The organism is Synechococcus sp. R55.8, from assembly GCF_047461895.1.
In the GTDB taxonomy this organism is placed as follows: Bacteria; Cyanobacteriota; Cyanobacteriia; order Thermostichales; family Thermostichaceae; genus Thermostichus.
This window is the reverse complement of the sequence record NZ_JANSIB010000010.1, coordinates 1-22,548: the sequence shown is the minus strand read 5'-3', so window position 1 is coordinate 22,548 and position 22,548 is coordinate 1. Positions and strand designations below refer to the sequence as shown.

Annotated in this window: 23 protein-coding genes and 1 riboswitch; of the genes, 14 read left to right on the top strand and 9 right to left on the bottom strand. The window is 56.7% G+C overall.

Translation table 11 applies throughout. The features are described 5' to 3' along the window. The coding region (locus tag NW829_RS01995) for a PKD domain-containing protein (protein ID WP_414416326.1) at positions 1–1,038 on the top strand (1,038 nt) is incomplete at its 5' end. 51 nt (positions 1,039–1,089) lie between these two features. Here NW829_RS01995 and NW829_RS01990 read toward each other — a convergent pair. Continuing rightward, positions 1,090–1,506 carry an arsenate reductase ArsC gene (locus tag NW829_RS01990; protein WP_414328749.1) on the bottom strand — a complete coding sequence of 139 codons (417 nt, stop codon included), beginning with the start codon at positions 1,504–1,506 and terminating at the stop codon, positions 1,090–1,092. After that, entirely contained in the window at positions 1,507–2,517 is a 1,011-nt protein-coding gene (gene arsB / locus NW829_RS01985; RefSeq protein ID WP_414328751.1) for an ACR3 family arsenite efflux transporter, read from the bottom strand. 453 nt (positions 2,518–2,970) lie between these two features. Between arsB and grxD the strand changes: the two genes are divergently transcribed. From grxD to NW829_RS01955, 6 genes are all read left to right on the top strand, one after another. Beyond that, complete coding sequence (gene grxD / locus NW829_RS01980) at positions 2,971–3,309, top strand: Grx4 family monothiol glutaredoxin (protein ID WP_041437553.1); 339 nt, start codon at positions 2,971–2,973, stop codon at positions 3,307–3,309. A gap of 29 nt (positions 3,310–3,338) precedes the next feature. After that, a complete protein-coding gene (locus NW829_RS01975; RefSeq protein WP_414329320.1) occupies positions 3,339–3,629 on the top strand; it encodes a BolA family protein in 291 nt (96 codons plus the stop codon). A gap of 44 nt (positions 3,630–3,673) precedes the next feature. Continuing rightward, positions 3,674–4,030 (top strand): phage holin family protein, encoded by a 357-nt coding sequence (locus NW829_RS01970; RefSeq protein ID WP_011433930.1) that lies wholly within the window; start codon positions 3,674–3,676, stop codon positions 4,028–4,030. A gap of 327 nt (positions 4,031–4,357) precedes the next feature. Beyond that, complete coding sequence (locus NW829_RS01965; RefSeq protein WP_414329319.1) at positions 4,358–5,914, top strand: B12-binding domain-containing radical SAM protein; 1,557 nt, start codon at positions 4,358–4,360, stop codon at positions 5,912–5,914. Between the two features lie 51 nt (positions 5,915–5,965). Further along, entirely contained in the window at positions 5,966–7,126 is a 1,161-nt protein-coding gene (locus NW829_RS01960) for a SpoIID/LytB domain-containing protein (protein ID WP_414416325.1), read from the top strand. Between the two features lie 37 nt (positions 7,127–7,163). Beyond that, on the top strand, positions 7,164–7,376 hold the full coding sequence (locus tag NW829_RS01955; protein ID WP_414329317.1) for a hypothetical protein: 213 nt from the start codon (positions 7,164–7,166) through the stop codon (positions 7,374–7,376). Between the two features lie 49 nt (positions 7,377–7,425). Here the strand turns inward: NW829_RS01955 and topA are convergent, their stop codons facing one another. Continuing rightward, on the bottom strand, positions 7,426–10,215 hold the full coding sequence (gene topA, locus NW829_RS01950) for a type I DNA topoisomerase (protein WP_414329316.1): 2,790 nt from the start codon (positions 10,213–10,215) through the stop codon (positions 7,426–7,428). 195 nt (positions 10,216–10,410) lie between these two features. On the opposite strand from topA, the gene NW829_RS01945 reads away from it, so the two are divergent. The 3 genes from NW829_RS01945 to NW829_RS01935 all read left to right on the top strand — a co-directional run bounded on the left by NW829_RS01945 (position 10,411) and on the right by NW829_RS01935 (position 12,900). Further along, a complete protein-coding gene (locus NW829_RS01945) occupies positions 10,411–10,860 on the top strand; it encodes a VOC family protein (protein ID WP_414416324.1) in 450 nt (149 codons plus the stop codon). A gap of 154 nt (positions 10,861–11,014) precedes the next feature. Next, a complete protein-coding gene (locus tag NW829_RS01940) occupies positions 11,015–11,983 on the top strand; it encodes a CobW family GTP-binding protein (protein ID WP_414416323.1) in 969 nt (322 codons plus the stop codon). 44 nt (positions 11,984–12,027) lie between these two features. Further along, positions 12,028–12,900, top strand: a complete 873-nt coding sequence (locus NW829_RS01935; protein ID WP_414342595.1) for a hypothetical protein — start codon at positions 12,028–12,030, stop codon at positions 12,898–12,900. Between the two features lie 210 nt (positions 12,901–13,110). Here NW829_RS01935 and NW829_RS01930 read toward each other — a convergent pair whose 3' ends face one another. Then, a complete protein-coding gene (locus NW829_RS01930; RefSeq protein ID WP_011433921.1) occupies positions 13,111–14,079 on the bottom strand; it encodes a 30S ribosomal protein S1 in 969 nt (322 codons plus the stop codon). 214 nt (positions 14,080–14,293) lie between these two features. Between NW829_RS01930 and obgE the strand changes: the two genes are divergently transcribed. Genes obgE through NW829_RS01910 form a run of 4 tightly spaced genes read left to right on the top strand, consistent with a single transcriptional unit; the run spans position 14,294 to position 17,170 of the window. Then, the gene (gene obgE / locus NW829_RS01925) at positions 14,294–15,337 is read left to right on the top strand and encodes a GTPase ObgE (RefSeq protein WP_414342608.1); all 1,044 of its coding nucleotides are present in this window, start codon (positions 14,294–14,296) and stop codon (positions 15,335–15,337) included. Positions 15,338–15,397: 60 nt separating this feature from the next. Continuing rightward, positions 15,398–15,772, top strand: a complete 375-nt coding sequence (locus NW829_RS01920; RefSeq protein WP_238376778.1) for a hypothetical protein — start codon at positions 15,398–15,400, stop codon at positions 15,770–15,772. Positions 15,773–15,790: 18 nt separating this feature from the next. Beyond that, positions 15,791–16,504, top strand: coding sequence for an L-threonylcarbamoyladenylate synthase (locus NW829_RS01915; RefSeq protein WP_414416322.1), 714 nt, complete (start codon positions 15,791–15,793; stop codon positions 16,502–16,504). Between the two features lie 54 nt (positions 16,505–16,558). Then, on the top strand, positions 16,559–17,170 hold the full coding sequence (locus NW829_RS01910) for a PAP/fibrillin family protein (RefSeq protein WP_414416321.1): 612 nt from the start codon (positions 16,559–16,561) through the stop codon (positions 17,168–17,170). Here NW829_RS01910 and NW829_RS01905 read toward each other — a convergent pair. The 5 genes from NW829_RS01905 to NW829_RS01885 all read right to left on the bottom strand — a co-directional run bounded on the left by NW829_RS01905 (position 17,167) and on the right by NW829_RS01885 (position 22,430). Then, positions 17,167–18,066, bottom strand: a complete 900-nt coding sequence (locus NW829_RS01905; RefSeq protein ID WP_414416320.1) for a hypothetical protein — start codon at positions 18,064–18,066, stop codon at positions 17,167–17,169. The genes NW829_RS01910 and NW829_RS01905 overlap by 4 nt on opposite strands. A 97-nt stretch (positions 18,067–18,163) precedes the next feature. Further along, entirely contained in the window at positions 18,164–19,204 is a 1,041-nt protein-coding gene (locus tag NW829_RS01900; RefSeq protein ID WP_414412761.1) for a sirohydrochlorin chelatase, read from the bottom strand. Between the two features lie 32 nt (positions 19,205–19,236). Continuing rightward, positions 19,237–19,373: riboswitch (cobalamin riboswitch) on the bottom strand. 128 nt (positions 19,374–19,501) lie between these two features. Then, complete coding sequence (locus NW829_RS01895; protein ID WP_414416319.1) at positions 19,502–21,817, bottom strand: heavy metal translocating P-type ATPase; 2,316 nt, start codon at positions 21,815–21,817, stop codon at positions 19,502–19,504. Between the two features lie 119 nt (positions 21,818–21,936). Next, positions 21,937–22,131 (bottom strand): heavy-metal-associated domain-containing protein, encoded by a 195-nt coding sequence (locus NW829_RS01890; RefSeq protein WP_099813329.1) that lies wholly within the window; start codon positions 22,129–22,131, stop codon positions 21,937–21,939. Positions 22,132–22,190: 59 nt separating this feature from the next. Beyond that, the gene (locus NW829_RS01885) at positions 22,191–22,430 is read right to left on the bottom strand and encodes a DUF5340 domain-containing protein (protein WP_041436722.1); all 240 of its coding nucleotides are present in this window, start codon (positions 22,428–22,430) and stop codon (positions 22,191–22,193) included. Between the last annotated feature and the right edge of the window lie 118 nt (positions 22,431–22,548).

The window sequence follows — 22,548 nt, the reverse complement described above, 5'->3', positions numbered from 1 at the left end:
TTTCCATTAATTCCACTTCCCCGAAGGGAAGCGACTGATTCATTAATAGTAAGTATCACCACTGATTGTGGCAATACTTGGATACGATTAGCATCTTATGGTAATAATACAGGCCCGAGTCCATTGGCTACAGCACCTGATATGACCACTGCATTTGTACCTACCCCATCACAATGGGCAACCAAGACAATAGATTTAAGCCCGTATGCTTCTCAAACCGCCGCCGGAATCAGATTCCAATTGCGAAGTGGATGGGGAAATGTTACTTATCTGGATGATATAAACATTAGTGCTGCAACCAATACACCACCAAGCGCTTCTTTTAATGTTTCATCAACTAACATCTGTGCAGGGCAAAGTATTACATTTACCAATACATCTACCAATGCTACTTCCTATAGCTGGTCCTTCCCCGGCGGAACTCCTTCAACAAGTACAGCTGCCAGTCCTACTGTAACATTTAATTCAGCGGGGACATATACTGTAACATTAACAGCTAGCAATTTAAACGGAACAAACACGGCAACAGCCAGTATTGTGGTGAATCCTTTGCCCACACCTACTATAAGTGGTGGCGGTACTATTTGTCAGGGAAGCTCTGTAAATCTTACTGCTTCTGGTGGTAATAGTTTTACTTGGAATACAGGTGCTAATACTGCTTCCATCAATGTAAGCCCTGCATCCACTACTACCTATACCGTTACAGCCACAGCTACTAACGGATGTACAGCAACTGCGACTGCATCGGTTACAGTACTTAACTGTTCTTCGGTGGATGAAGTGATGAATACCTCCAACTTTTTGGTGTATCCCAATCCGGCTACTGATATGATTACCATTGCTCTGCAATTGGCTTCTGCCGAACCGTTGAAAGGAGAACTGATAACAACACTGGGTCAGGTGTTGCAGCAATTTACCATTGCTCCATCTCAGCAGCAAATAACTTTGATCACAGACGGATTGTCTTCTGGAATTTATCTTCTTAGAATATCTGACGGAAAACAAGCGATAACACAACGCATCATGGTTGTAAAATAAATCAGAAAGCCCCGGTTACAGGGCTTTTTTGTTTGTGTTTTCTTACTAGGATTAAGCAATGATAGTCTTTGAAAATTCTTCGCAGAATGTGCGTATCTCATTTCGAACCATACGAAATGCATGCATAATTTCTTCTTCACTTCCGGTTGCTTTGTCAGGATCAGAAAAACTATGATGTATGCGAATGGAATTACCTGGTATGTACGGACAGTTTTCTCTGGCATGATCACATACCGTGATGATGTAATCAAAGGGTATGTTTAAGTATTCATTTACATGGTTGCTGGTATGATGACTGATATCAATTCCATCTTCCTTCATGATTTGTATGGCTCTCGGATTTACGCCATGTATCTCAATACCGGCACTGTAAATATGAGCTTTACCTTGTAACAGATTTTCTAAATAACCATGTACCATTTGACTACGGGAGCTATTACCTGTGCATAAAACCAAGATTTTTTTCATTTAATACCTCCAACTGTTAGCGATGGCTACCAACGATAACATGATGGGTACTTCTATGAGTACACCAACCACCGTGGCTAACGACGCACCTGAATTAAGACCAAAAAGTGATATGGCCACGGCAACTGCGAGTTCAAAAAAATTACTGGCACCAATCATCGCAGCCGGTGCACAAACCGGATGTGATAAACGGAGCAATTTTCCACCCAGCCAGGTTATAAAAAATATGAAGTAGGTTTGAATGGTCAGTGGTATGGCTATCAACAAAATGGTGTATGGATGATCCAGTATGTGTTCGCCCTGAAAGGCAAAGAGTAAAACCAGGGTTGAAAGCAATGCTAGTATGGAAACAGGACGAAGTGCCGGAAGAAATTTTTGTTCAAACCAATCCTTTCCTTTTCGTTGAGGCAATATCCGATTGGTCAGATAACCCGTAGTTAGCGGTATAACAACAAAAACAACCACCGAAGTAATCAGTACTTCATACGGTATCTGTATGTTGGTTACTCCCAGCAGCCATTTTACAATGGGTACAAATGCAACCGGCAGAATAAGATCGTTGACTGAAACTTGTATTAACGTATAATTGGCATCGCCTTTTACCAAATAACTCCACACAAACACCATGGCTGTGCAGGGTGCGGCACCCAGCAGAATGGCGCCTGCCAGGTACTGGTCTGCATCTTCCGGAGTGATCCAGGTAGCATACAGATTTTTAAAGAAAATCCATCCAAACAATGCCATGGTGAAAGGTTTGATCAGCCAGTTTACAGTAACTGTCAGCGCCAGCCCTTTCCAATTTTTTGAAACACCGCCTATCGATGAAAAATCAATCTGTACCATCATCGGGTAGATCATCATCCAAACCAACACCGCTACCGGAATGTTGATGGTATATATCTGCCAGCTTTCAAGCACCGAAACAGAATTCCCCAGTATTTTCCCAAGACCAATGCCTGCAGCAATGCATAGCGAGACCCAAACGGTAAGGTATTTTTCAAAAAACTTCATGGGTTGAAATTTAATTACAGCGTTTCCATTAATTCCACTTCCCCGAAGGGAAGCGACTCCCCCCCATTATAACCCTTGTCCAGAGGTCTTGTTTTCGGCTGCAATTTCCCCTTGTTTTTCTCCGCCGAGGGGCCTGAAACCCTTGCCCAGAGCGGGATCGACCGGGTCAACGGAAGAATCAGGGTTTGAGGTTTGTCGCCGACCCTGTCGCTAACCATGTTGGTGTAGAAATTAACATGGATCCTGGGGTCGCTGCCTGGATAGGTTGGGGGCTTGGGCCAGCCCTGGGCAATGGGGCTTGCTGGTGGCGTCCGTAGAACAGAGTCTATGAGAGAATCTCTCGGCCCAACCGTGGGAAAAGTGTCGAGCATGTTAAAAGTAGACGAAAATGAGATCTCGATAGGATGCCAGTTTGCCTATCGACTGTTGTCGCTATAGTGGCTGAACACCATGCTGGATCCCCTTTTGGAAGAGAAAATCCGTGAGCAAATCCGCACCCACAAGGTGCTCATCTACATGAAGGGCACCCCGGAAATGCCCCAATGTGGGTTTTCCTATGCCGCCGTTCGTGTGCTGGATAGTTTGGGCTTCCCCTACACGGCGATTAACGTACTCGAGGATCCTGAGATCCGCCAGGGGATTAAAGAGTTTTCCAACTGGCCTACTATCCCGCAGATTTATATTGATGGGGAGTTTGTGGGTGGTTGCGACATCATCCAAGAGATGCACGCCCGCAACGAGCTGCGTCCGCTGGTCGAGGCAGCCTTTGCTAAGGCCACGGCTCAATCTTAAGGGATCCCATCTCATCCAGAGGGGTTGCCATGCTTACCCCCGACTACCTTCGGCAGCACCTGATGGAGAAGCTGCAGGCTCTTCATGTGCAGGTGGAGGATGAGTCCCACCTTCACATCGGCCACGGGGGCGGGACAGGAGGGCACTACCGAGTTCAAGTAGTGTCGCCTTCGTTTGTCGGCAAAACGACCCTACAGCGACATCGCCTGGTGTATGCCGCTCTGGCGGAACACATGGGGCGGAGCATTCATGCTTTGGCCCTGCAAACTTACAGCCCTGAAGAGGTTTCTGCGCAAGGGATCCCTGAGGAGATCAGCTAGCATAGAGGGCAAAATCGCGGCCCTATCAGGGCAGAGGAGGGAGCATGGCAACTCTTTTGGCCACCTGGCTGATGTCAGCCTTGAGTGTAATGATCCTGGCTTGGCTTTTGCCCGGGATCCACGTCTCCGGGTTTGGCGGGGCTTTGGTGGCGGCTCTGGCCATTGGTCTGGTCAATGGTTTGGTTAGGCCGATTCTCCGGCTGATCACCCTGCCGATTACGGTTCTTACCCTGGGTTTGTTTTGGCTGATTTTGAACGGCATTTGTCTAGCCATTGCCGATAAGCTGGCCGGGAATGCTTTCAACATCGATAATTTCGGCTGGGCGTTTATCGGCGCAATTGTACTTTCCATCGTCAGCGGCTTGGTTCAGCAGGTTTTTGAGCAAGGTGCGCCGAACTGACTTCGTCCCCAGCCGTGAGAGGGCAGGGTTTGGTTCAAGATTGCAGGGGGTACGCTAGGGGAACGTCAACACTCAGCCCGACGATAACCAAAACCAACTTTAAGGGATCCCGATAAGCTTTACTCCATTGGCCCTGCCCGCTAAGTTTTTGCCGCAGAACCATAGGATTCTCCACAGATAGCCTGCACAAGATCTGCCAATGGCTAACATCAGCAGGATATTGCGAGCAGGCGTTTGATCTGTGGCTGCTTTATCTAAGCCTAGCAAATCGATAGGAAACCAGTAGGGGATCAAGTTGGTCGATCTGCAACTCAGGAGCTGGTTGGTATGAAGGCGTTGCTGCTCTATCCGCGTTTTCCTCAATCATTCTGGTCTTACAATCGCACCATTGAGATGGTGGGGCTAAAAGCGCTAATGCCACCTCTTGGCTTGATCACCGTTGCTGCTTTGCTGCCCCAACACTGGGAGATTCGCTTTGTGGATCGCAATGTAGCTGATGAAACAGAAGCCGATTGGCAGTGGTGCGATCTGGTGATCTTGTCAGCCATGTTGGTGCAGAAGCAGGATTTCCACGCCCTCATTCGCAAAGCGGTGCAGTTGGGCAAAAAAGTAGCGGTGGGCGGACCCTATCCAACTTCTGTGCCACAGGATGCCCTGGAATCTGGTGCTCACTATTTGGTTTTGGATGAAGGGGAAGTGACCATACCGGCCTTTGTCAAGGCTCTAGAAGCTGGGCAAGAGTCGGGCATTTTTCGGGCTGCGGAAAAACCGGATGTAACCCAAAGTCCTTTGCCAAGGTTTGATCTGCTGCCCATGGATCAATACTTCATGATGTCAGTCCAGTTTTCACGAGGTTGCCCCTTTAATTGTGAGTTTTGCGATATCATCTCTCTTTACGGACGCAAGCCGAGAACCAAAGAGCCAAGTCAAATGCTAGCTGAGCTACAGGCCCTCTATGACTTGGGCTGGCGGGGTTCGGTATTTGTAGTGGATGACAATTTTATCGGCAATCAGCGCAACGTCAAGCGATTTTTGCGAGAGCTGATCCCTTGGAGCCAGGAGCGCAATTACCCATTTACCTTTATGACAGAGGCTTCGGTTAACCTGGCCGAAGATGAAGAACTGATGAGGTTAATGGTAGAGGCGGGTTTCTATGCTGTCTTTTTGGGCATTGAGACTCCAGACCAAGACAGCTTACAGATGACCCAAAAGCTCCAGAATACCCGCCACCCTTTGGTGGAGGCCTGTCGCAAGATCAACGATGCTGGACTGCTGATCTATGCTGGGTTTATTCTGGGCTTTGATGGAGAGCGGCCAGGAGCAGGGGAGCGCATTCAGGCTTTTGTCGAGCAAACCGGTATTCCTCAGCCAATGCTGGGCATTTTACAGGCTTTGCCAAACACACAGCTCTGGAATCGCTTGAAGAAAGAGGAACGGTTGCTGGAAGGGATCGGCGTGACTGAGTTCGGCGATCAAAATACGCTGATGAATTTCATTCCCACCCGTTCTCTATCGGAGATTGCCCGAGAGTATCTGGAAAGTTTTTGGAAACTGTATGATCCTGCGCGATATTTATCTCGCTGCCTGCAACAGTGCCTGAATATCGGCATCAAAGATGGCCGACGGCAAATGATGAAGCTGCCCCTTCGCAAAGGGATCCACCTGCTTCTACAACTCATCTGGCGGCAAGGGATCCTTCATCCCGAAATCCGCGCCCAATTTTGGCGGCAGCTATGGACGATTTGGCGACAGAAACCGAGCCTGCTGAACCTATATTTGGGCCTCTGCGCTGCAGGAGAACACTTTTGGGAATATCGGGAATTGGCCCGCGCCCGGCTTACCCAGCAACTGGGATACGATCCTTTGCTGGCCAGCTCATCTTGACAGTATTTCTGGGGGAATGGTCTATCGATAGAGGATGCCCGGATGGGGCCTATGCGGCGACGACAGTTGGGGGCGATGGTGCTGGGATCCCTGTGGGCTGTTTGGGGAGGCTCTCGGCAGGCCCAAACGTCCGGGCGCGGAGATTGGCTGGCCGTGGAGCTGTTCAGCCGCTGGAGTGCGGATCCCTTGGCCGAGTTGGAGCTGATGGGCCCTTTTGTTTTAAATCAGCAGCCTTTTCCAACAGGCACCTGGAAGTTACAGGTTCGCCGCCAAGAGCTCCTTCTGACCGGGCCGGGACAGCCTCGTCGCTACCAGGGATCCCTTTGGCTACAGGGGGGAGCTCTGCGCTCCCTCGCAGGGGAGGAGCGTCGCTATCGGGGCTGGGTACAGATTCGTCCCAAGGGTTTAGGTCGCCTGCATCTGGTGAATTGGGTGAAGTTGGAAGACTATCTGCTGGCTTTGGTGCCCAGCGAAATGCCCGCCGACTGGCCAGCTGCCGCCTTGCAGGCGCAAGCCATCTTGGCCCGTACCTTGGCCGTTCCCCATCTGTGCCCCGGCCCCAGAAGAGAATGGCCCTCTGCCCCGATAAGGCCATTGCAAGACTCCACCGCCCACCAGTTCTATGGTGGCCTGGCCTATGAGACGGCGGCGACCACTGCTGCGGTGCGGGCAACCCGAGGGCAGATCCTAACCCATGCCGGCCAGCCGATAGAGGTTCTGTTTCACTCCACCTGTGGGGGCCACACCAGCGCCAATCAGGATATTTTTGCCCCACCCGCCCGCCCCTACCTACAAGGGGTGATCTGTGACGGGTGTCGCGCCTCTCCCTTCTATGGCCCTCACAGCGTCCGGCTCAGCCGACGGGAGTTGGAGCCAGCCTTCGGCAACGGCGATCTGGAGATTGTGCAGTCGGATCCCTGGGGTCGCCCCCTGCGCATCCGCGTTGGATCCCAACTGTTGACTGGCCAAGAGTTTGTGCTGCGCCTTGGCCAAACCCTGGGTTGGGGGATCCTCCCCAGCAACCGCTTCACGTGGGAACGTCTCCAGCCAAAGGCCGGCCAGCAGGAAGTGTACCTTTTCACCTATCGCGGAGCCGGGCATGGGGTGGGACTGTGTCAGTGGGGATCCCGCGGCTTGGCCGAGCAGGGCTACACGGCGCCGCAAATTCTCAATCACTACTTCCCCGGCACCCAGGTGATAACGTTGAGCTGAAGGCTGTTGGCCCCGACTCCAACTCTCATTTACTCCCGTGTCCCTTGCACACCCCCATCGTCGCCATCCTGCCTACTGCTACTGCAGTGAGCTGGAACACGCCCAGATTCCCAAGCGCCAGCAGCAGGATCCCTTGCCGTTTGCAGAAGCGATGCGGGTGCATTGCCAATCGGGAAGCCGCTGTGGCCGCTGCTTGTGGCCCTTGGAGCAGTTGTTTCGTCAGCAAAGCTGCTACATAGCCGATCCCTGAGCCACCTTGAGCAGGCGACCTTGGGCCATCGCACCCCAAGAAGCTGACCTCAGGCGGGGGCTTTGGGGGTGATCTTCACAATGGTGGGACGGGATCCCACCTGGGCTGACCCATTCGCTTGGGCTTGCGGCTCTTTGGCCATCCCGCTGCCAGTGGAAGTGGTTTGCGCTTTACGCCGCTTCTGCGGCACAGCATTTCCGGCCTGCTGGGCTGTAGGGCTGCTGGAGGCAGCTTTGGCTTGGGCTTTACCTGCAGAAGCGGTCGAGCGGCTTTTCCCCTTGACCTCTGCAGAAGAGACTTCTTTTTCAGCCAGCACCTGCAGGGCCATTTCCAGGGTAACCGCTTCGGCAGGGATCCCTTTGGGCAAAGAGGCATTGACCTTGCCATGTTTGACATACAGCCCGTAGGGGCCGTCGTGCAGATTGACCGGCTCACCATCCTCAGGATGGGATCCCAGCTCCCGCAAGGGCTTGGCAGAGCCGCGCCCACGGCCTTTCTTGGGCTGGGCCAACAACTCCAGCGCCCGCTCCAGGCTGATGGTCAGCACATCCTCCTCGGCGGGCAGAGAGCGGAAATCGCCATCACAGACTACGTAGGGGCCGAAGCGGCCAATACCGGCCTGCACTTTTTTCCCCGATTCCGGGTGTTCCCCCAAGGTGCGAGGCAAGCTCAGCAACCCCAAGGCAATCTCTGGCGTGACCTGATCCGGTTTCAACCCTTTGGGCAGGGAGGTGCGCTTGGGTTTTTTGTTGTCCTCAGAAACTTCTCCCAACTGCACATAGGGGCCATAGGGGCCCTGCGGGATCACATAGATTGGCTCCTGGGTTTCCGGGTGAAAGGCAATGGGCTTGGGGCCTTCTTGCTTCCGCTGGATCAGCTCCGCAATGTGTTCTGGGCTCAGATCGGCGGGGGGAATATCCTCCGGCAGGTTGGCGCGCACCTCTCCAGACTCAGTTTCAACTGCTACATAGGGGCCATAGGGGCCAATGCCGATCTTGACAGGCAGGTTCTCCAGATGGATGGAGCGGGCCAGGCCGGAATCAATTTCCAGCTCGCGCGCCTTCACCTGTCCCTCGAGACCCTGCTCGCCCAAGAAGAAATGGCGCAGATAGGGCAGCCACTCCGCCTGTCCAGAAGCAATGTCGTCCAGCGTTTGCTCCATCTCGGCAGTGAAGCGGGTATTCACCAGGTTGGGAAAGTATTTTTCCAGTAGCTCGGTGACTGCAAAAGCCGTGTAGGTGGGCACGAGGGCACTTCCCATCGGCCTGACGTAGCCACGGCTCATGATCGTATTCAAGATGGTGGCGTAGGTGCTGGGGCGGCCAATGCCCTCACTTTCCAACACCTTGACCAAGGAGGCTTCCGTATATCGGGCTGGAGGCTGGGTTTCGTGGGCAACGGGTTCCAGCTTCTGGCAGCGGAGGGGATCCCCCTGCCGCAACAGAGGCAGATGCACCTCCCGATCTTCCAAAGCCGCCTCTGGGTCGTCGGATCCCTCCACATAGGCGCGGAAAAAGCCGGGAAAATCGATGCGCTTGCCGCTGGCCCGGAACACCGCATCGTCTACGGCGATGAGTACGATGGTGTGGGTCTGCCGCGCCTCAGCCATTTGGCTGGCGACGGTGCGCTTCCAGATCAGGTCGTAGAGGGCCAGCTCCTGGCCGGAGAGGGGGGTTTGGCTGGGCAGGCGAAACTCTGATCCAGCAGGACGAATGGCCTCGTGGGCTTCTTGCGCCCCTTTGGTTTTGGTGGTGTACTGACGGGGCTCGGGGCTGAGATATTCTCTGCCGTACATCGACTCCACGCAGGCGCGGGCAGCGCGGATGGCCTGCTCCGACAGGTGGACCGAATCGGTGCGCATGTAGGTGATGTAGCCCTCTTCGTAGAGCTTTTGGGCAATGCGCATCGTCTGCTGGGCCGACAGGTGCAGCTTGCGGTTGGCCTCCTGCTGCAGGGTGGAGGTGGTAAAGGGAGGGGCAGGTTTGCGGGTGGAGGGGCGCTCTTCCACAGAGCTGACGATCCAGGCTTTTCCCAGCAAGCGATCCCGCAGGGCCTCGGCCTGGGCCTGATCCAACAACACCACATCCCGCCCGGCAATGAGCTGGCCGGTGCTGGGATCGAAGTCTTGCCCATTGGCCAGGCGTTTGCCACCCAAGCTCACCAGCTCTGCTGGAAAGACAGCCTGCTGGCCGGCGACGGTCGTTTTGGGCTGCAGCTCCGCTTTGAGATCCCAGTAGGAGGCTTTTCTGAAGGCGCGCCGCTCCCGCTCTCGATCCACCAAAAGCTTGACCGCCACCGACTGCACCCGCCCTGCCGAGAGTTTGGGGGCAATTTTTTTCCACAGCAGCGGCGACAGGGTATAGCCCACCAGGCGATCCAAGATGCGGCGGGTCTCCTGGGCACGCACCAGTTGTTCATCCACCTCACGGCAGTTTTGCAGCGCCTCCTGAATGGCCTCGCGGGTAATCTCGTGGAACACCATGCGGCGGGTGGGCACTTTGGGTTGCAGCACCTGCTGCAAGTGCCAGCTAATGCTTTCCCCTTCGCGGTCTTCGTCGGTGGCCAGGATCAGCTCGTCCGCCTTCTTGAGCGCTTCCTTCAGCTCCTTGACCACCTTTCTTTTGTCCTTGGGGATGACGTAGAGGGGCTCGAAGTCGGCGTGGACATTGACCCCCAGGCGGCTCCACTCTTCTCCTTTCAATTCTTCTGGAATTTCAGATGCCGAATCGGGAAGATCCCGCACATGTCCCATCGAGGCCTGAACCTCATACCCCGCAGGCAAGAACCCACGGATGGTACGGGCTTTGGTGGGAGATTCGACAATGACCAGCTTAGGCATAATTGAGGTTGGCAGCAATCGGCTTAGGTTGTCGCATTTCCCGCCCCAAGGATTGGGCGGGCCAGCATACACTGCAAGAGGTGCTTAAGATAGACAGCCTACTTTTCTGGAGCGTAGCAAGTCTACCTGCGCTTGACCAGCCGTCATCGGCGATGATCCGAGCGGTCTGGCCCCATCTGGCTGCTTTGCAGGACGATGAAACTACACCATTTTTCCATTCGCACCGCCGATATCTTCCGCTCCATCGCTTTTTACGAGGGGCTGGGCTTTGCGGTGGAAGAACGCTTTACTGCCGGGATCACGCTGGCCTGCTGGATGCGCGGCCCCTGGGGGCGTTTGGAGCTGATACAAGTGCCGCAGCCCCATCCTGCCCCGGATCCCTTTGGGGATCCCCACTATGTGGGCTACTATCACCCCGCTTTTGAGGTGGGCCCCGAATGGGGATCCCTGGCCAACTACCTAGAACATTTGCGAGCGCAAGTGCCCCTTACCCTGCTGCTGCCGCCCCAGCTCCAGCAAATTGGGGGCCAGGTCTATGAAGTGGCGTTCATCGCCGATCCCGATGGCCTGCCGATCGAGCTCATTCGTCCCCAGGGATCCTCAGGAGAGAGTCTGCCCCAACGCCCAGAGGACATTAATAAATAAATAGTTGATGGGTTAGAGGATCTAATTTGGGTGGGAGCGGTCGTTCCCCCTTGTCCAGATCCTGGAGAGCCAACCCTAAAGCTAAGCTAGTAGAGCTTCTGGGGAACTTGAGAGAAGGGTTTGTTGGCCGCTTGTCAGTTCAGCCTCACCTGATATGAAAGCTCAGCTTCCGGTGACGATTTTGACAGGTTTTTTGGGCAGTGGCAAAACCACGCTGCTCAAGCGCATCTTGGAAGAGGAGCATGGGTTGCGCATTGGGGTTATCCTCAACGAGTTTGGCGAGATTTCCATCGATGGCGAGTTGGTCAACATGCCCGAGGGGGGGCTGATGCAGCTCAACAATGGTTGCCTCTGCTGCACGGTGCGAGAGGATTTTGAACGGGCGGCCCGCCAGCTGCTCCAGCATGCCCAGGCGTTGGATTACCTGGTGGTGGAAACCAGTGGGGTGGCGGATCCCAGGCAGGTGACCGAGCTATTTGTGCAGAGGGTCTTTCATGAGGAGTTGCGCCTGGATGGCGTGGTGACCTTGGTTGACGGTGCCGAATACTGGCGCAATTTCCAGCGCTCGCAAACCGCCGCCCACCAGATCGGCAGCGCTGACATTTTGTTGCTCAATAAGGTGGATTTGATCGACGAAGCCGAACGAGAGCGGATCCTTCTCGATCTGCGCCGCTACAACCCCGCTGCCCCTTGCCTGCTCACCACCCATGCCCAGGTGCCTCTGGCCCGCATCTTGGATGTGCATGCCTTCCGCCCAGAATTGTGGGATCCCAGGCTCCCCGATTCGGGGACTGAGGCCCACCCCAGCCATCACCTGGAGGAGGACGGGATCCAATCGGTGAGCTTTCAACTGCAGCAGCCGCTGGATTTGGCGGCTTTTCGCGATTGGCTACAAGACATGCCCGAGACCCTTTTTCGCGCCAAGGGGGTGCTGTGGGTTGTGGATGAGCCGCAGCGGGTTATCTTCCATCAGGTGGGCCAGCGGCAAACCCTTTTTCTGGAACGGGACTGGGATCCCGATGAGCCCCGCCTGTCCAAAATTGTGTTGATCGGCAAGGGGCTGGAGCGGGAGCAGCTGGCTGCCGGCCTCAGCCGGGTGTGCGGGGCAACCGCCGCTGGCTAAGGATCCTCTTCAGTTTTTTCGGTTTTTGGATTGGGTGATCTGGGATGGCTCGCAGCAAACTTTCAGAGCAAGAACAACAGCAAATTGTTAGCGCCTACCGCGGCTCAGCAGCGACCGCCGTCGAATTGGCGGAGCAATTTCAGGTGAGCATCACCACCATCACCCGCGTGTTGAAGGAAAATATCGCTGCCGATGAGTATCAGCGGTTGATCCATCTCAAACGCTCGGCTGCCCGCCGCAAAGACATGGGGGAAAAAGTTGCTGTTGGCAGGATCCCAGCCCCAGAGCAGCAGATTTTGCCGCTGGAGCCGGAGCTGCCTTTTTCATCTCCCTCGCTGCAGCCGAACGCAAACGACGAAGGCGAGGATAACACCGCTGGAACAGAGTCTCTGCCAAAACTGCCCCCAGAAGAACTGCAGTTGGCGGCTGAGCTTCAGGAAGATGTGGAGGATGTCGGGGAAGAGGATGAGGAAGAGACCGAAGAAGACCGTGACCTCGAAGACGAGGATGAGGACGACCCTGACTATCTCCTAGAAGATGAAGATGGGCCAGAAGAGGATCCCCTCACCGATCCCAGCTATCAAATTCAGGTATTACCCCTGGAAGAGCTCACCCTACCGGAAACCTGCTATGTCGTTGTTGACCGCTACCAAGAACTGACCACCCGCCCTCTCAAAGAATTCTTTGGCTCGGGATCCCTGCCCATCGAAGGGATGGATAACGCCAATACGCTGCCGATTTTCGACAGCCACAAGGTGGCCCGCCGCTTTTCCGAAATGAGCCGTCGGGGCAGCAACACCTACCCACCCTACCGGGTAATCCAGTTTCCCGGCTACATTCTGGAGATTGTGCGCACCCAACTGCAAAAGAAAGGCATCACCCATCTGCTCATGGATGGGCAGATCTACAGTCTTTGACCAGCTCCTCAAGCTCAGGAGCGGGGGATTCCCGTTACTGGCGCAGGTTTGCAGCCCTGCGTGAGCGCCGTCGGCCTACTTCGCCACAGCAGCAGTACCCGTCTCCCTAGGAGCCTGGGCTGCCCCGCTCCCACGAGCCACCCACGCCAACGGAGCTGAAGGCTCCTAACCTCAGTCTCATCGCAGGCAGAGATGGCGCCAAGCTTGCCCTCATTCCACAGCCGTCGCCGCGTATTCCAGCTCCTCTTCCACCACTTCCGGTGGGGCCTCTGCCGCTTGTCCTTGCTTAGCGGCCAGCAGTTGCTCGCGGTACTTGGCTGCCATCTCCTCGGCCTTCTCGTAAACCAGCTTGGGATCCCGAATCATGTCGCCGGGATTGGGCTCCAGTTGCTTGGTGGACAGCGAGATCCGCCCCCGCTCCGCATCTAGATCGATGATCATCACCTTCACTTCGTCGTTGACGTTGAAGACGCTGTGGGGCGTGTCAACATGATCGTGGGAGATCTCGGAAATGTGCAGCAGGCCGGAGACGCCGCCAATATCGATGAAGGCACCATAGGGCTTGATGCCCCGCACCGTGCCAACCACCACCTCGCCCACTTCCAGCTTGTTCATCTTCCGCTCCACCAAGGCGCGGCGATGGCTCAACACCAAGCGGTTGCGGTCTTCGTCCACCTCTAAAAACTTCAGGGGCAGCTCTTCGCCCACCAGCTCTTCTTTTGGCTTGCGGGTGCTGATGTGGGATCCGGGGATAAAGCCCCGCAGCCCCTCAATCCGCACCAGGGCTCCACCTCGGTTGGTGGCAAAAATGGTTGAGCGAACGGTGGCATCTTCTTTCTGGAGCTGCCGTACCCGTTCCCAGGCCCGCATGTACTCGATGCGGCGGATGGAGAGGGTCAGCTGTCCCTCTTCGTTTTCTTCGGTGAGGATAAAAAACTCGCGGGTTTCTCCCGGCTGCAGCATCTCGTGCGGGTCTTCCAGGCGGCTAATCGACATCTCCTGGAGCGGCAGAAAGGCAGCCGTTTTGGCCCCAATATCGATCAAAGCACCGCGTGGCTCCACCGAGAATACTGTACCCGCCACAATTTCGCCAGGGCTGAAGTGATAGTCGTACTTATCCAGAAGGGCGGCAAAGTCTTCAGTGGTAAAACCTACATCGGCAGCAGTGAATCGACTCATAGGGGTGCAGTAACAGATCAGTTGCGCGGGATAAAGGGTAGAAGGCCAGTTGAGTTTAGCAGAATCCCAGATGAGAGTGCATTCACTCTCCCACTTTCCCACCTGTGGGGGATGTGGCTGGGAAATACTATCGTAGCTTAGAGGAGCGTCTTTTGTGGCAAGTTTTCCGGGGATCTTGCCAAGCTGGAAGATAGAAGATTTGGGAGAAGAACGATTGCACTTTATCGACCAAGCCGAAATTGAAGTGCAAGGGGGAAATGGCGGGGATGGCATCGTTGCCTTCCGCCGTGAGAAGTATGTGCCGGCTGGGGGGCCATCCGGCGGCAATGGCGGGCGGGGCGGCTCGGTGATCTTGGTGGCCGATCCCGGCCTGCAAACTCTGTTGGATTTTCGCTTTCAACCGGTGATCAAGGCGGAACACGGGGCCAAAGGGGGGCCCAACCATCGCAGCGGGGCCAGTGGTGCGGATCGGCTGGTGCGGGTGCCCTGCGGTACTGTAGTGTTCAATGCGGAGACGGGGGAATTGTTGGGCGATCTGGTGGGCAAGGGGGATCAATTGCTGGTAGCCCGTGGGGGCAAAGGCGGCTTAGGCAATGCCCATTTTTTGAGCAACCACAATCGCGCCCCCCGCCAATTCACCAAGGGCGAAGCGGGAGAACGGGTGCGCCTGCGCCTGGAGCTGAAGTTGATTGCCGAGGTGGGCATTGTCGGCCTGCCCAATGCGGGCAAGTCCACTCTGATTTCGGTGGTCTCCTCTGCCCGGCCCAAGATTGCTGACTACCCCTTCACCACGTTGCAGCCCAATTTGGGGGTGGTGCCCCATCCATCGGGAGATGGGGTGGTGTTTGCCGATATTCCGGGGCTGATCGAGGGGGCGCACTTGGGGGTGGGGCTGGGCCATGAGTTTTTGCGCCATGTGGAGCGTACCAGGGTACTGATTCATTTGGTGGATGGCACGGCGGCGGATCCCGTCAAGGATTACCAGGTTATTCAGCAGGAGCTGCGCGCCTACGGCCACGGGTTAATCGATAAGCCACAAATCCTGGTTTTGAACAAGATCGATGTTCTGGATCCCCAGCAGGTTGCCGAGCGCGCCCAGAGGCTGTCTGCTGCTGCCGGCACTTCGGTGGTGACCATTTCTGCGATTGCCAAGCAGGGGCTGGATGCCCTCTTGCAGCGGGTGTGGCAGTGCCTGGGTCGGGGATCCCAACAGCCTGCGCAGTTGGATCTTGTGGGGGCAAAATCCATCCAGTCCTAGGGCAGAAGAATCTTAGAATAGGAAAGCCCCTGCCTTCCCAGAACCCAGAGACGAGTGGCTATGTATATCTCGGCGGAGGATCTGCCACCGGATTTGCGTCAGATCATGTTGGCTGTTGAACAGGCGGCCCAGGCGAGGGCGGGAGCGTGTGTGGAGCTGCTGATGCTCCTGCGGCTGCTGGAGGAGTTGCACCGCGCGATCCTGGAAGGTGCCTTTCGGGAGTCTTTGCCCAATACCCGTCAAGCTCTGTATCGGGTGCTTCAGGATTTGGAAGAAGCCGGCGACTGGCCCTATCTGCCCCGTCTGCACATCCAAGCCCTGATGCAACAACTGAAGGACTGGCCCGAATCTCAGGGATCCCCGCCCGCGTCGGTGCCACCGACCCCCCGCCCTCTTGTGGAAAACCCCCTGGGGGGTAGCTGCTCCCAGTCTTGACCTCTTCCCATCTGCCCGATGGCCGAGTACTTTAAGCTGCATCCGCAACAGCCCCAGGCCCGTTCCATCCGGCGGATTGCGGCGGCTTTGCGGGAGGGGGCGGTGATGCTTTACCCCACCGATACAGTCTATGCCATTGGCTGCGATGTGACCCACAAACAAGCAGTGGAGCGGGTACGCCGTATCAAGCAGCTCTCCAACGACAAGCCTCTTACCTTTTTGTGCCCTTCTCTCTCACGCATTGCCCACTATGCCCAGGTCACCGATTCGGCCTATCGGCTGATGCGGCGGCTGATCCCGGGCCCGTTTACGTTTCTGTTGCCGGCCACCAAGCTGGTGCCCAAGTTGGTGATGGAGCCCAAACGGAAAACCACCGGCATCCGCGTGCCCGATTCTGCCATTTGTCAGGCTTTGCTGGAAGAGTTGGGCAATCCAATTGTCTCCACCTCTGCCAAGCTGGGGGGGGATCCCGTCGGATCCCTGGACTTAAGTTCTGGGCAAACCTGGGAATGGGAGAGCGACCCCTGGGATGAGGGTGGGATCTTTGCGGCTGAAGAGATGCGGCAGTTGGAAAAACAGGTGGATCTGGTGCTGGATGACGATGCCCCCCGTCGGGCCAAGGTCTCTACGGTAATTGACTTGACGGGATCCGAGCCGCTGGTGGTGCGGGCCGGGCTGGGGTATGAGCAGGTGGCAGATCTAAATCTGAAACCCGTAGAAGAAGACGGTTGAGGGCAGCCGGATCTGGCGTTCTCTAAAATGGGGTTGATGCCTTGGAGTGTGCTCATGGCCCTGGCTCAGCAAAAATCGGCTCTGCTGCACCTGCTGGAGGCAACCGACCGGGGCCGGAAAGTCTCCCCTGAGCAGCAAGCCCAGATCCTGTCTCAGATTGCCGCCCTAGAAGCGCTCAACCCCACCCCCAAACCAACATCTGCTCCTGAAGGGTTGGAGGGGAACTGGCTCACCCTCTTTACCACGAGCACAGCTCTGCTGCGGCTGGCACAGTTGCCTTTTTTGACCACCGGCGAGATCTACCAGTGTATTCGGGCCAAGGCTGGACGGGTCTTCAACGTGGCGGAGATCCAGGGATCCGGTTGGCTGGAGGCTTGGATGCCACGGGGAGTCTTGGCTGTATCAGCGCGCTTTTACCCCGAATCTGAGCGCCGGGTGAGGGTGATTTTCGAGCGATTGGTGCTCGGATCCCAAGCTTTGATGAGCTACGAGATCGAGAGTTTTCTCTATTTGCTCGAGCGGGCTCCGGAGCGGATCCCGGCTATTCAAATCGATATTCGCCGCCGCGAGCCAACGGGTTGGCTGGATATCACCTATTTGGATGAAGACTTGCGGCTGGGTCGGGGCAGCGAGGGGAGTGTATTTGTTCTAAAGCGGGTCGGCTAGTCGGAGGATCCAGAGGACTCCGTTTCCGCCCTTTCGTGAGATGGGTTTTGGGTTAGGGTGAAGCCTATTTCCTGTAGAACTTGCAAGGCGCGGTAGGACTCCCGCAAAGTTTGCAGCTCCTGTTGAGTTTGCTCCAGTTGCCGGGCCCATTCTGCCTGTTGGGAGCGCAACTCTCGATTTTCCAATTTTTTGCGCTGCAGGATGCGCTTGAGTTTTTGCTGCTGCTGCTGGAGTTGAGCCCGCTCTGCTTCTGCGTGTTCCAGTTGGGTCCTTTGGCGTTCCAATTCTATTTTCAGGGTGGTGACCTGGGATTGAAGTTGGCGGAGCTTTTGGCGCAGCGCTTGCTCTGGCGTGGGTTTGGTCGACTCGGAGCTTGGAGAAGGGGAAGATGTTTGTAGGTTTTGCAGATGCTGTTGTAACTGTTGGGCTTGGGCCTGCAGGACTCGAGACCGTTGCTGCTCGCTGCGCAGTTGGGCTTGGGCGCGTTCACAGGTCTGGATTTCGGCTTTCACCCGCTGCTTGATGCGGTCAAGGATCTTTTGATGGCGGAGCTGGGTTTGCCGGATCTCCTGAGCCACCTGCCAAGGGCGAGGATCCCCCTTAGGTTGTCGTGGCTCGCCGCCGTGGTCGGCAGGATCAAAGGGAGATAGGGTCGCCACCAGCGATTCTCGAAAGTCGCTCCAGGAAGCCGATTGCAGACCCATCTGAACCACCCGCCAGGCCCCATAGGAGGCCCCAGCGGCAGCCAGGATCCCAGGGATCCCGGCCAGGGAGAGGGAAACCTTGGGCAGGGTGGGCAGGATCTGATCCAGCAGCCCCACCACCAGGGCGAAAACAAAGATCCCGCTCCCCGCGGCAGCGGCACCTGAAACCCAAGAGGAGCGGGAGAGCATCATCGTTTTTTCGTCATCACAACCGCTAGAGCGGGAAAACCAGGTTCAAAAATGGCCTGTCTGCACTCAGTTTATCCCGCCAGCAGCCTCTGTTTCCCTCTCAGGGCACCTGCCAAGCCCGTTGGTGGTAGCCCTCTAATTGGGCCCAGGGATCCCCAGCCGCTGCGTGGGTGTGGCCGTGCTGAGGGTGATGGTGAGAATGAGGGTGGTGATGGGATCCGTGCCCGTGATGGTGGTCATGATGCTCGTGAGGATGGTGATGGGTATGCCCAGCTCCAACCTCTGCGCTCACGGCCAGGCGAAACTTGCACAGGTGGCAGTTCATCGGGGTTTGGCCCTGCAGGGCTTCCTGCTCCAGTTGCTGCAGGCTGTGCAGCACCGTATCCACAAGGCCCAATTCCGGCAGCATCAGCCAGTCGATTTCCGGCTGTCGTTGTCGTTGTTTCTCCACTGCCGCCTCGATTTTTTTCACCAACACCCCCGTAAACAGAAAGTAGGGCAGCACGATCACCCGACGCGGCTGCCAGGACGAGGCCCGCTCCAACCCCACAGGCAGGCGGGGATGGGTAATGCCGATAAAGCAAGTTTCCACAGCGGCAAACCCGGATCCTTCCCAAAGCAGCCGAGCCAGTTTACAGGCTTCGGCATTGGCCTCAGGATCGCTGGAGCCGCGACCCACAAATAGGAGCACGGTTTCTGCCTCTGGGATCCGCCGCGGTTGGGCAGCTATCAGAGCAGCCAATCGGTCTCGCAGCAGTTGCAGGATCTCGATGCGGATCCCCAACGGCCCACCGTAATGAATGCGCAACTGGGGATAGAGGGCCTGCAGGCGATCCAATTCCATCGTCACATCGAACTTGTTGTGGCGGGCCCCAAACAACAGCAGCGGCAGGACCACAATCTCTTGCCACCCTTGGGCAATACACTGCTGGATCCCTTGGGCGATACTCGGCTCCGTCAGCTCCAGAAAACAAGGGATCACCGGTCGATGGGGGGTGAGAGCTTGGTAAGCCTGGGCTAGCTCCAGAAAGGCTTGCTGCCCTTGGGGGTCGCGGGATCCGTGGCCGATGAGCAACAGGGGCAGGGGGACAACAGGAGACTGCCCAACCGCAAGCGGAGGGGAAACACTGAGGGTATTCAACACAAAAAACTCCGTTCCTTGTGAATCGCAAGGGGTACAGGACAACGGCAGGTGGGTGTTCTGGCTGAGGGAGGGATCCCATCACAGTTGCGTCACAGTGGCGGACTTGCACCGCGCTTTCCCCAGTCTGCCTGAGCCTTTTAGGTTAGCTTGCCGCTTGTCGTTCACCAAGCCCCCTGGGGGGGATGTCCTTGTCTGCCAGAAGATAGCCCTGAGGCATGAGCGGTACGGCAGACTCATGCTCAAAGGGCAGCAAAACTGTTGCCGCGCTAATCCCCCTTGCCCCTGGGAGAGGGCCTAACGCCGGCCCGCTGGTCTGGGGGGCTGAAAGTGTCGCAGGCGCAGGGCATTGGCGACCACCGAAACGGAACTCAGGGCCATGGCTGCCCCCGCCAGCATAGGGTTGAGCAACCAGCCTGTAAAGGGATAGAGCGCCCCAGCGGCAATCGGGATCCCGAGCGTGTTGTAGATAAAGGCGAAGAAGAGGTTCTGGCGGATGTTGTTGAGGGTGGCCCGGCTGAGTTGAATGGCTGTGGCGACTCCGCGCAGATCTCCCGACATGAGGGTAATATCGCTGGCGGCCATCGCCACATCCGTACCCGTACCGATGGCGATCCCCACATCCGCTTCTGCCAGAGCCGGAGCATCGTTAATGCCATCTCCCACCATCGCCACCCGCCGTCGCGGTTGTCTTAGGCTGCGTATGTAAGCTGCCTTCTGATCCGGACGGACTTGGGCAATTACCCGCTGAATGCCTGCTTGCCGAGCAACCGCTTGGGCCGTGGTGGGGTTATCCCCGGTTAGCAGGATCACCTCTAGACCCATCTGTTGCAGCTGTTGCACTGCCTCAGGAGAGGTGGGTTTGAGCGGATCGGCAATGGCCAACAGCCCCACCAGGCTCTGGGATTGGGCTACGCCGATCACCGTTTTGCCCTGGCTTTCCCAATTCTGAACCCGCTCTGACCAAGAGGGATCCCAGGGGATCCCCATCTCCTGTAGCCAGCTCAGCCGACCGATGCGGATCCACTGGTCTTCCACCCAGGCTTCTGCCCCACTGCCTATCCTTGCCTGAAAATGCTGGGCAGGAGGGATGGCAATTTTTTCGGCTTCGGCTTTCTGCACTACCGCCTGGGCCAAAGGATGTTCCGAGTGCCGCTCCACCGCCGCTGCCAGGCGCAACACCGCCAGGGGAGAGGAGCCGTGGGCCCAAATATCGGTGACAGTGGGACGACCTTCAGTCAGGGTGCCGGTTTTGTCCAAGACCACCGTGCGCAAGTGGTGGGCCAATTCCAGGCTGTCGGCACTTTTCACCAGGATCCCCAATTCCGCCCCTCGTCCCACGGCCACCAGGATCGAGGTGGGGGTTGCCAACCCCAGCGCGCAAGGGCAGGCGATGATCAGCACCCCAATCGTGTTCACCAAGGCCAGCGTCAGGTTGTCCGCCAACACCCACCAGAGCACGAAAGTTAGAACTGCCACCCCGATCACTGCCGGCACAAACCAGGCAGTCACCCGATCCGCCACCTGTTGAATTGGGGCTTTGGATCCCTGAGCTTCCTGCACCAGGCGCACGATCTGGGCCAGAACCGTGTCTTTGCCCACCCGCCGCGCCTCCATCACAAAGCTGCCCGTCTGATTCAGCGTTGCCCCAATCACCTCATCCCCCGCCGACTTGAGTACAGGCAGGCTCTCGCCGGTCACCATGGACTCGTCGAGGCTGGAGGATCCCTCTAGAATGACCCCATCCACCGGCACCTTCTCTCCGGGGCGCACCCGGATCCGATCCCCCACCTGCACTTCCCGAATCGGAATATCCTGCTCCACCCCATGGCGAATTACCCTTGCCGTTTTCGGTTGCAGCCCGATCAGCTTGCGAATGGCCTCAGAGGTTTGCCCCTTGGCCCGCTGCTCCATCCATTTGCCCACCAGCACCAGGGTGACGACCACCGCCGCCACTTCGTAGTACACATCCGGGTGCAGGCCCTGCTGGTGGAAGAAGTTGGGAAAGAGGGTTGGAAAAAGGGAGTAGAAAAAAGCGGCGCTCGTTCCCAAAGCTACCAAGGTATTCATATCCGCCGAGCGTCGCTGCCAAGCCGCCCAGGCGCCACGATAAAAAGGCTGGCCCACCCAAAACTGCACCGGCGCCGTCAGCAGCAACTGCAACCACGGATCCTGCAGCCAGGGGGGCAGGCCGGGGATCTCCCGCCCCAGCATCATCGGCAGGGATCCGATCAGCAGCACCGTGCTGAGGCCCACTCCTATTGCCACCTTCAGCTTCAATTCCCGTTCTGCCGCCCGTTGGCCGATCCGTTCTGGGTCGGTCGGATCGGACTGTTGCCAATCGTCTTCGACCAAGCGCGCCTGATACCCCGCCTGCTCCACCGCCCGGATCAAGGCTTGCGGATTCACCAGCCGGGGATCCCCTTTGACGGTGGCCTGCTCGCTGGCAAAATTCACTGATCCGTGGGACACCCCCTGCACCTGAGCGAGGGCCTGTTCGATGCTGCGGGCGCAGGAGGCACAGCTCATCCCTTGTAAGGCCAACTGCCAAGTGCCCTCAGGAGAAGGCGCAGAGGCCGATAGTGCACCCGATGACCCTTTATGGGCAGACATGGCAACACCTTGTTGATAAAGTTGATGCAATAACGGCTACTCCCCATCCTCGAAAGGGTGAAGGCAGCCATGTACAGGAATTCAAAACAGACGCCCGACCGTTCTCGACCCAGCCTTGACTAGGCCGGGGGATATCCCACCTGGGTGAGGGCCTGCCGCAAATCGCCCACAGGCCGCTCAGAAGTGATCCGCACCTGTTTGGTTTTGGGATCCCCTTCCACCTGCGCCTGGGGATCCAGTTGCCGCACCGCTTGCGCAATGGTGTCTATACAGGCCCCACAGGCCAGCTTGGGCACCGTCAAAACAACCTGCATCTTGGAAAACCCCCCCAATGCCACTGAAAGGATGCTAAACCTTACAGTGGGCTGGAAGGTCAAGAGGGAGGCTGAGGCTCGTCCATATTCCAGCGGTAGTCCACCTGATAGCCCCGCTGTCGCCACTCTTCCTCCAGTTGCACCTGTTGGGTGAGGGCTTTGCGCAGGGAGTTGATCAGCTCTTGCGTGCGGCCTCGGTTGCCAAAATCCTGTTCCTCTACTGCCGGAAAGGTTTGCCGCTCCAACACCCGCAGCAGAAATTCGTAGTGGATATGAGCCGGCACAGGAATACGTTTCATCGATCCAAGCAATCCTTAGAGATCAATTGTTCTCGCAGAGATCCATTGATAAATGGTTTTCATTCACTGAGATGACAACAGGTGGCGCACAGCTTGGCCGGGATCCGGCTGGGTCACC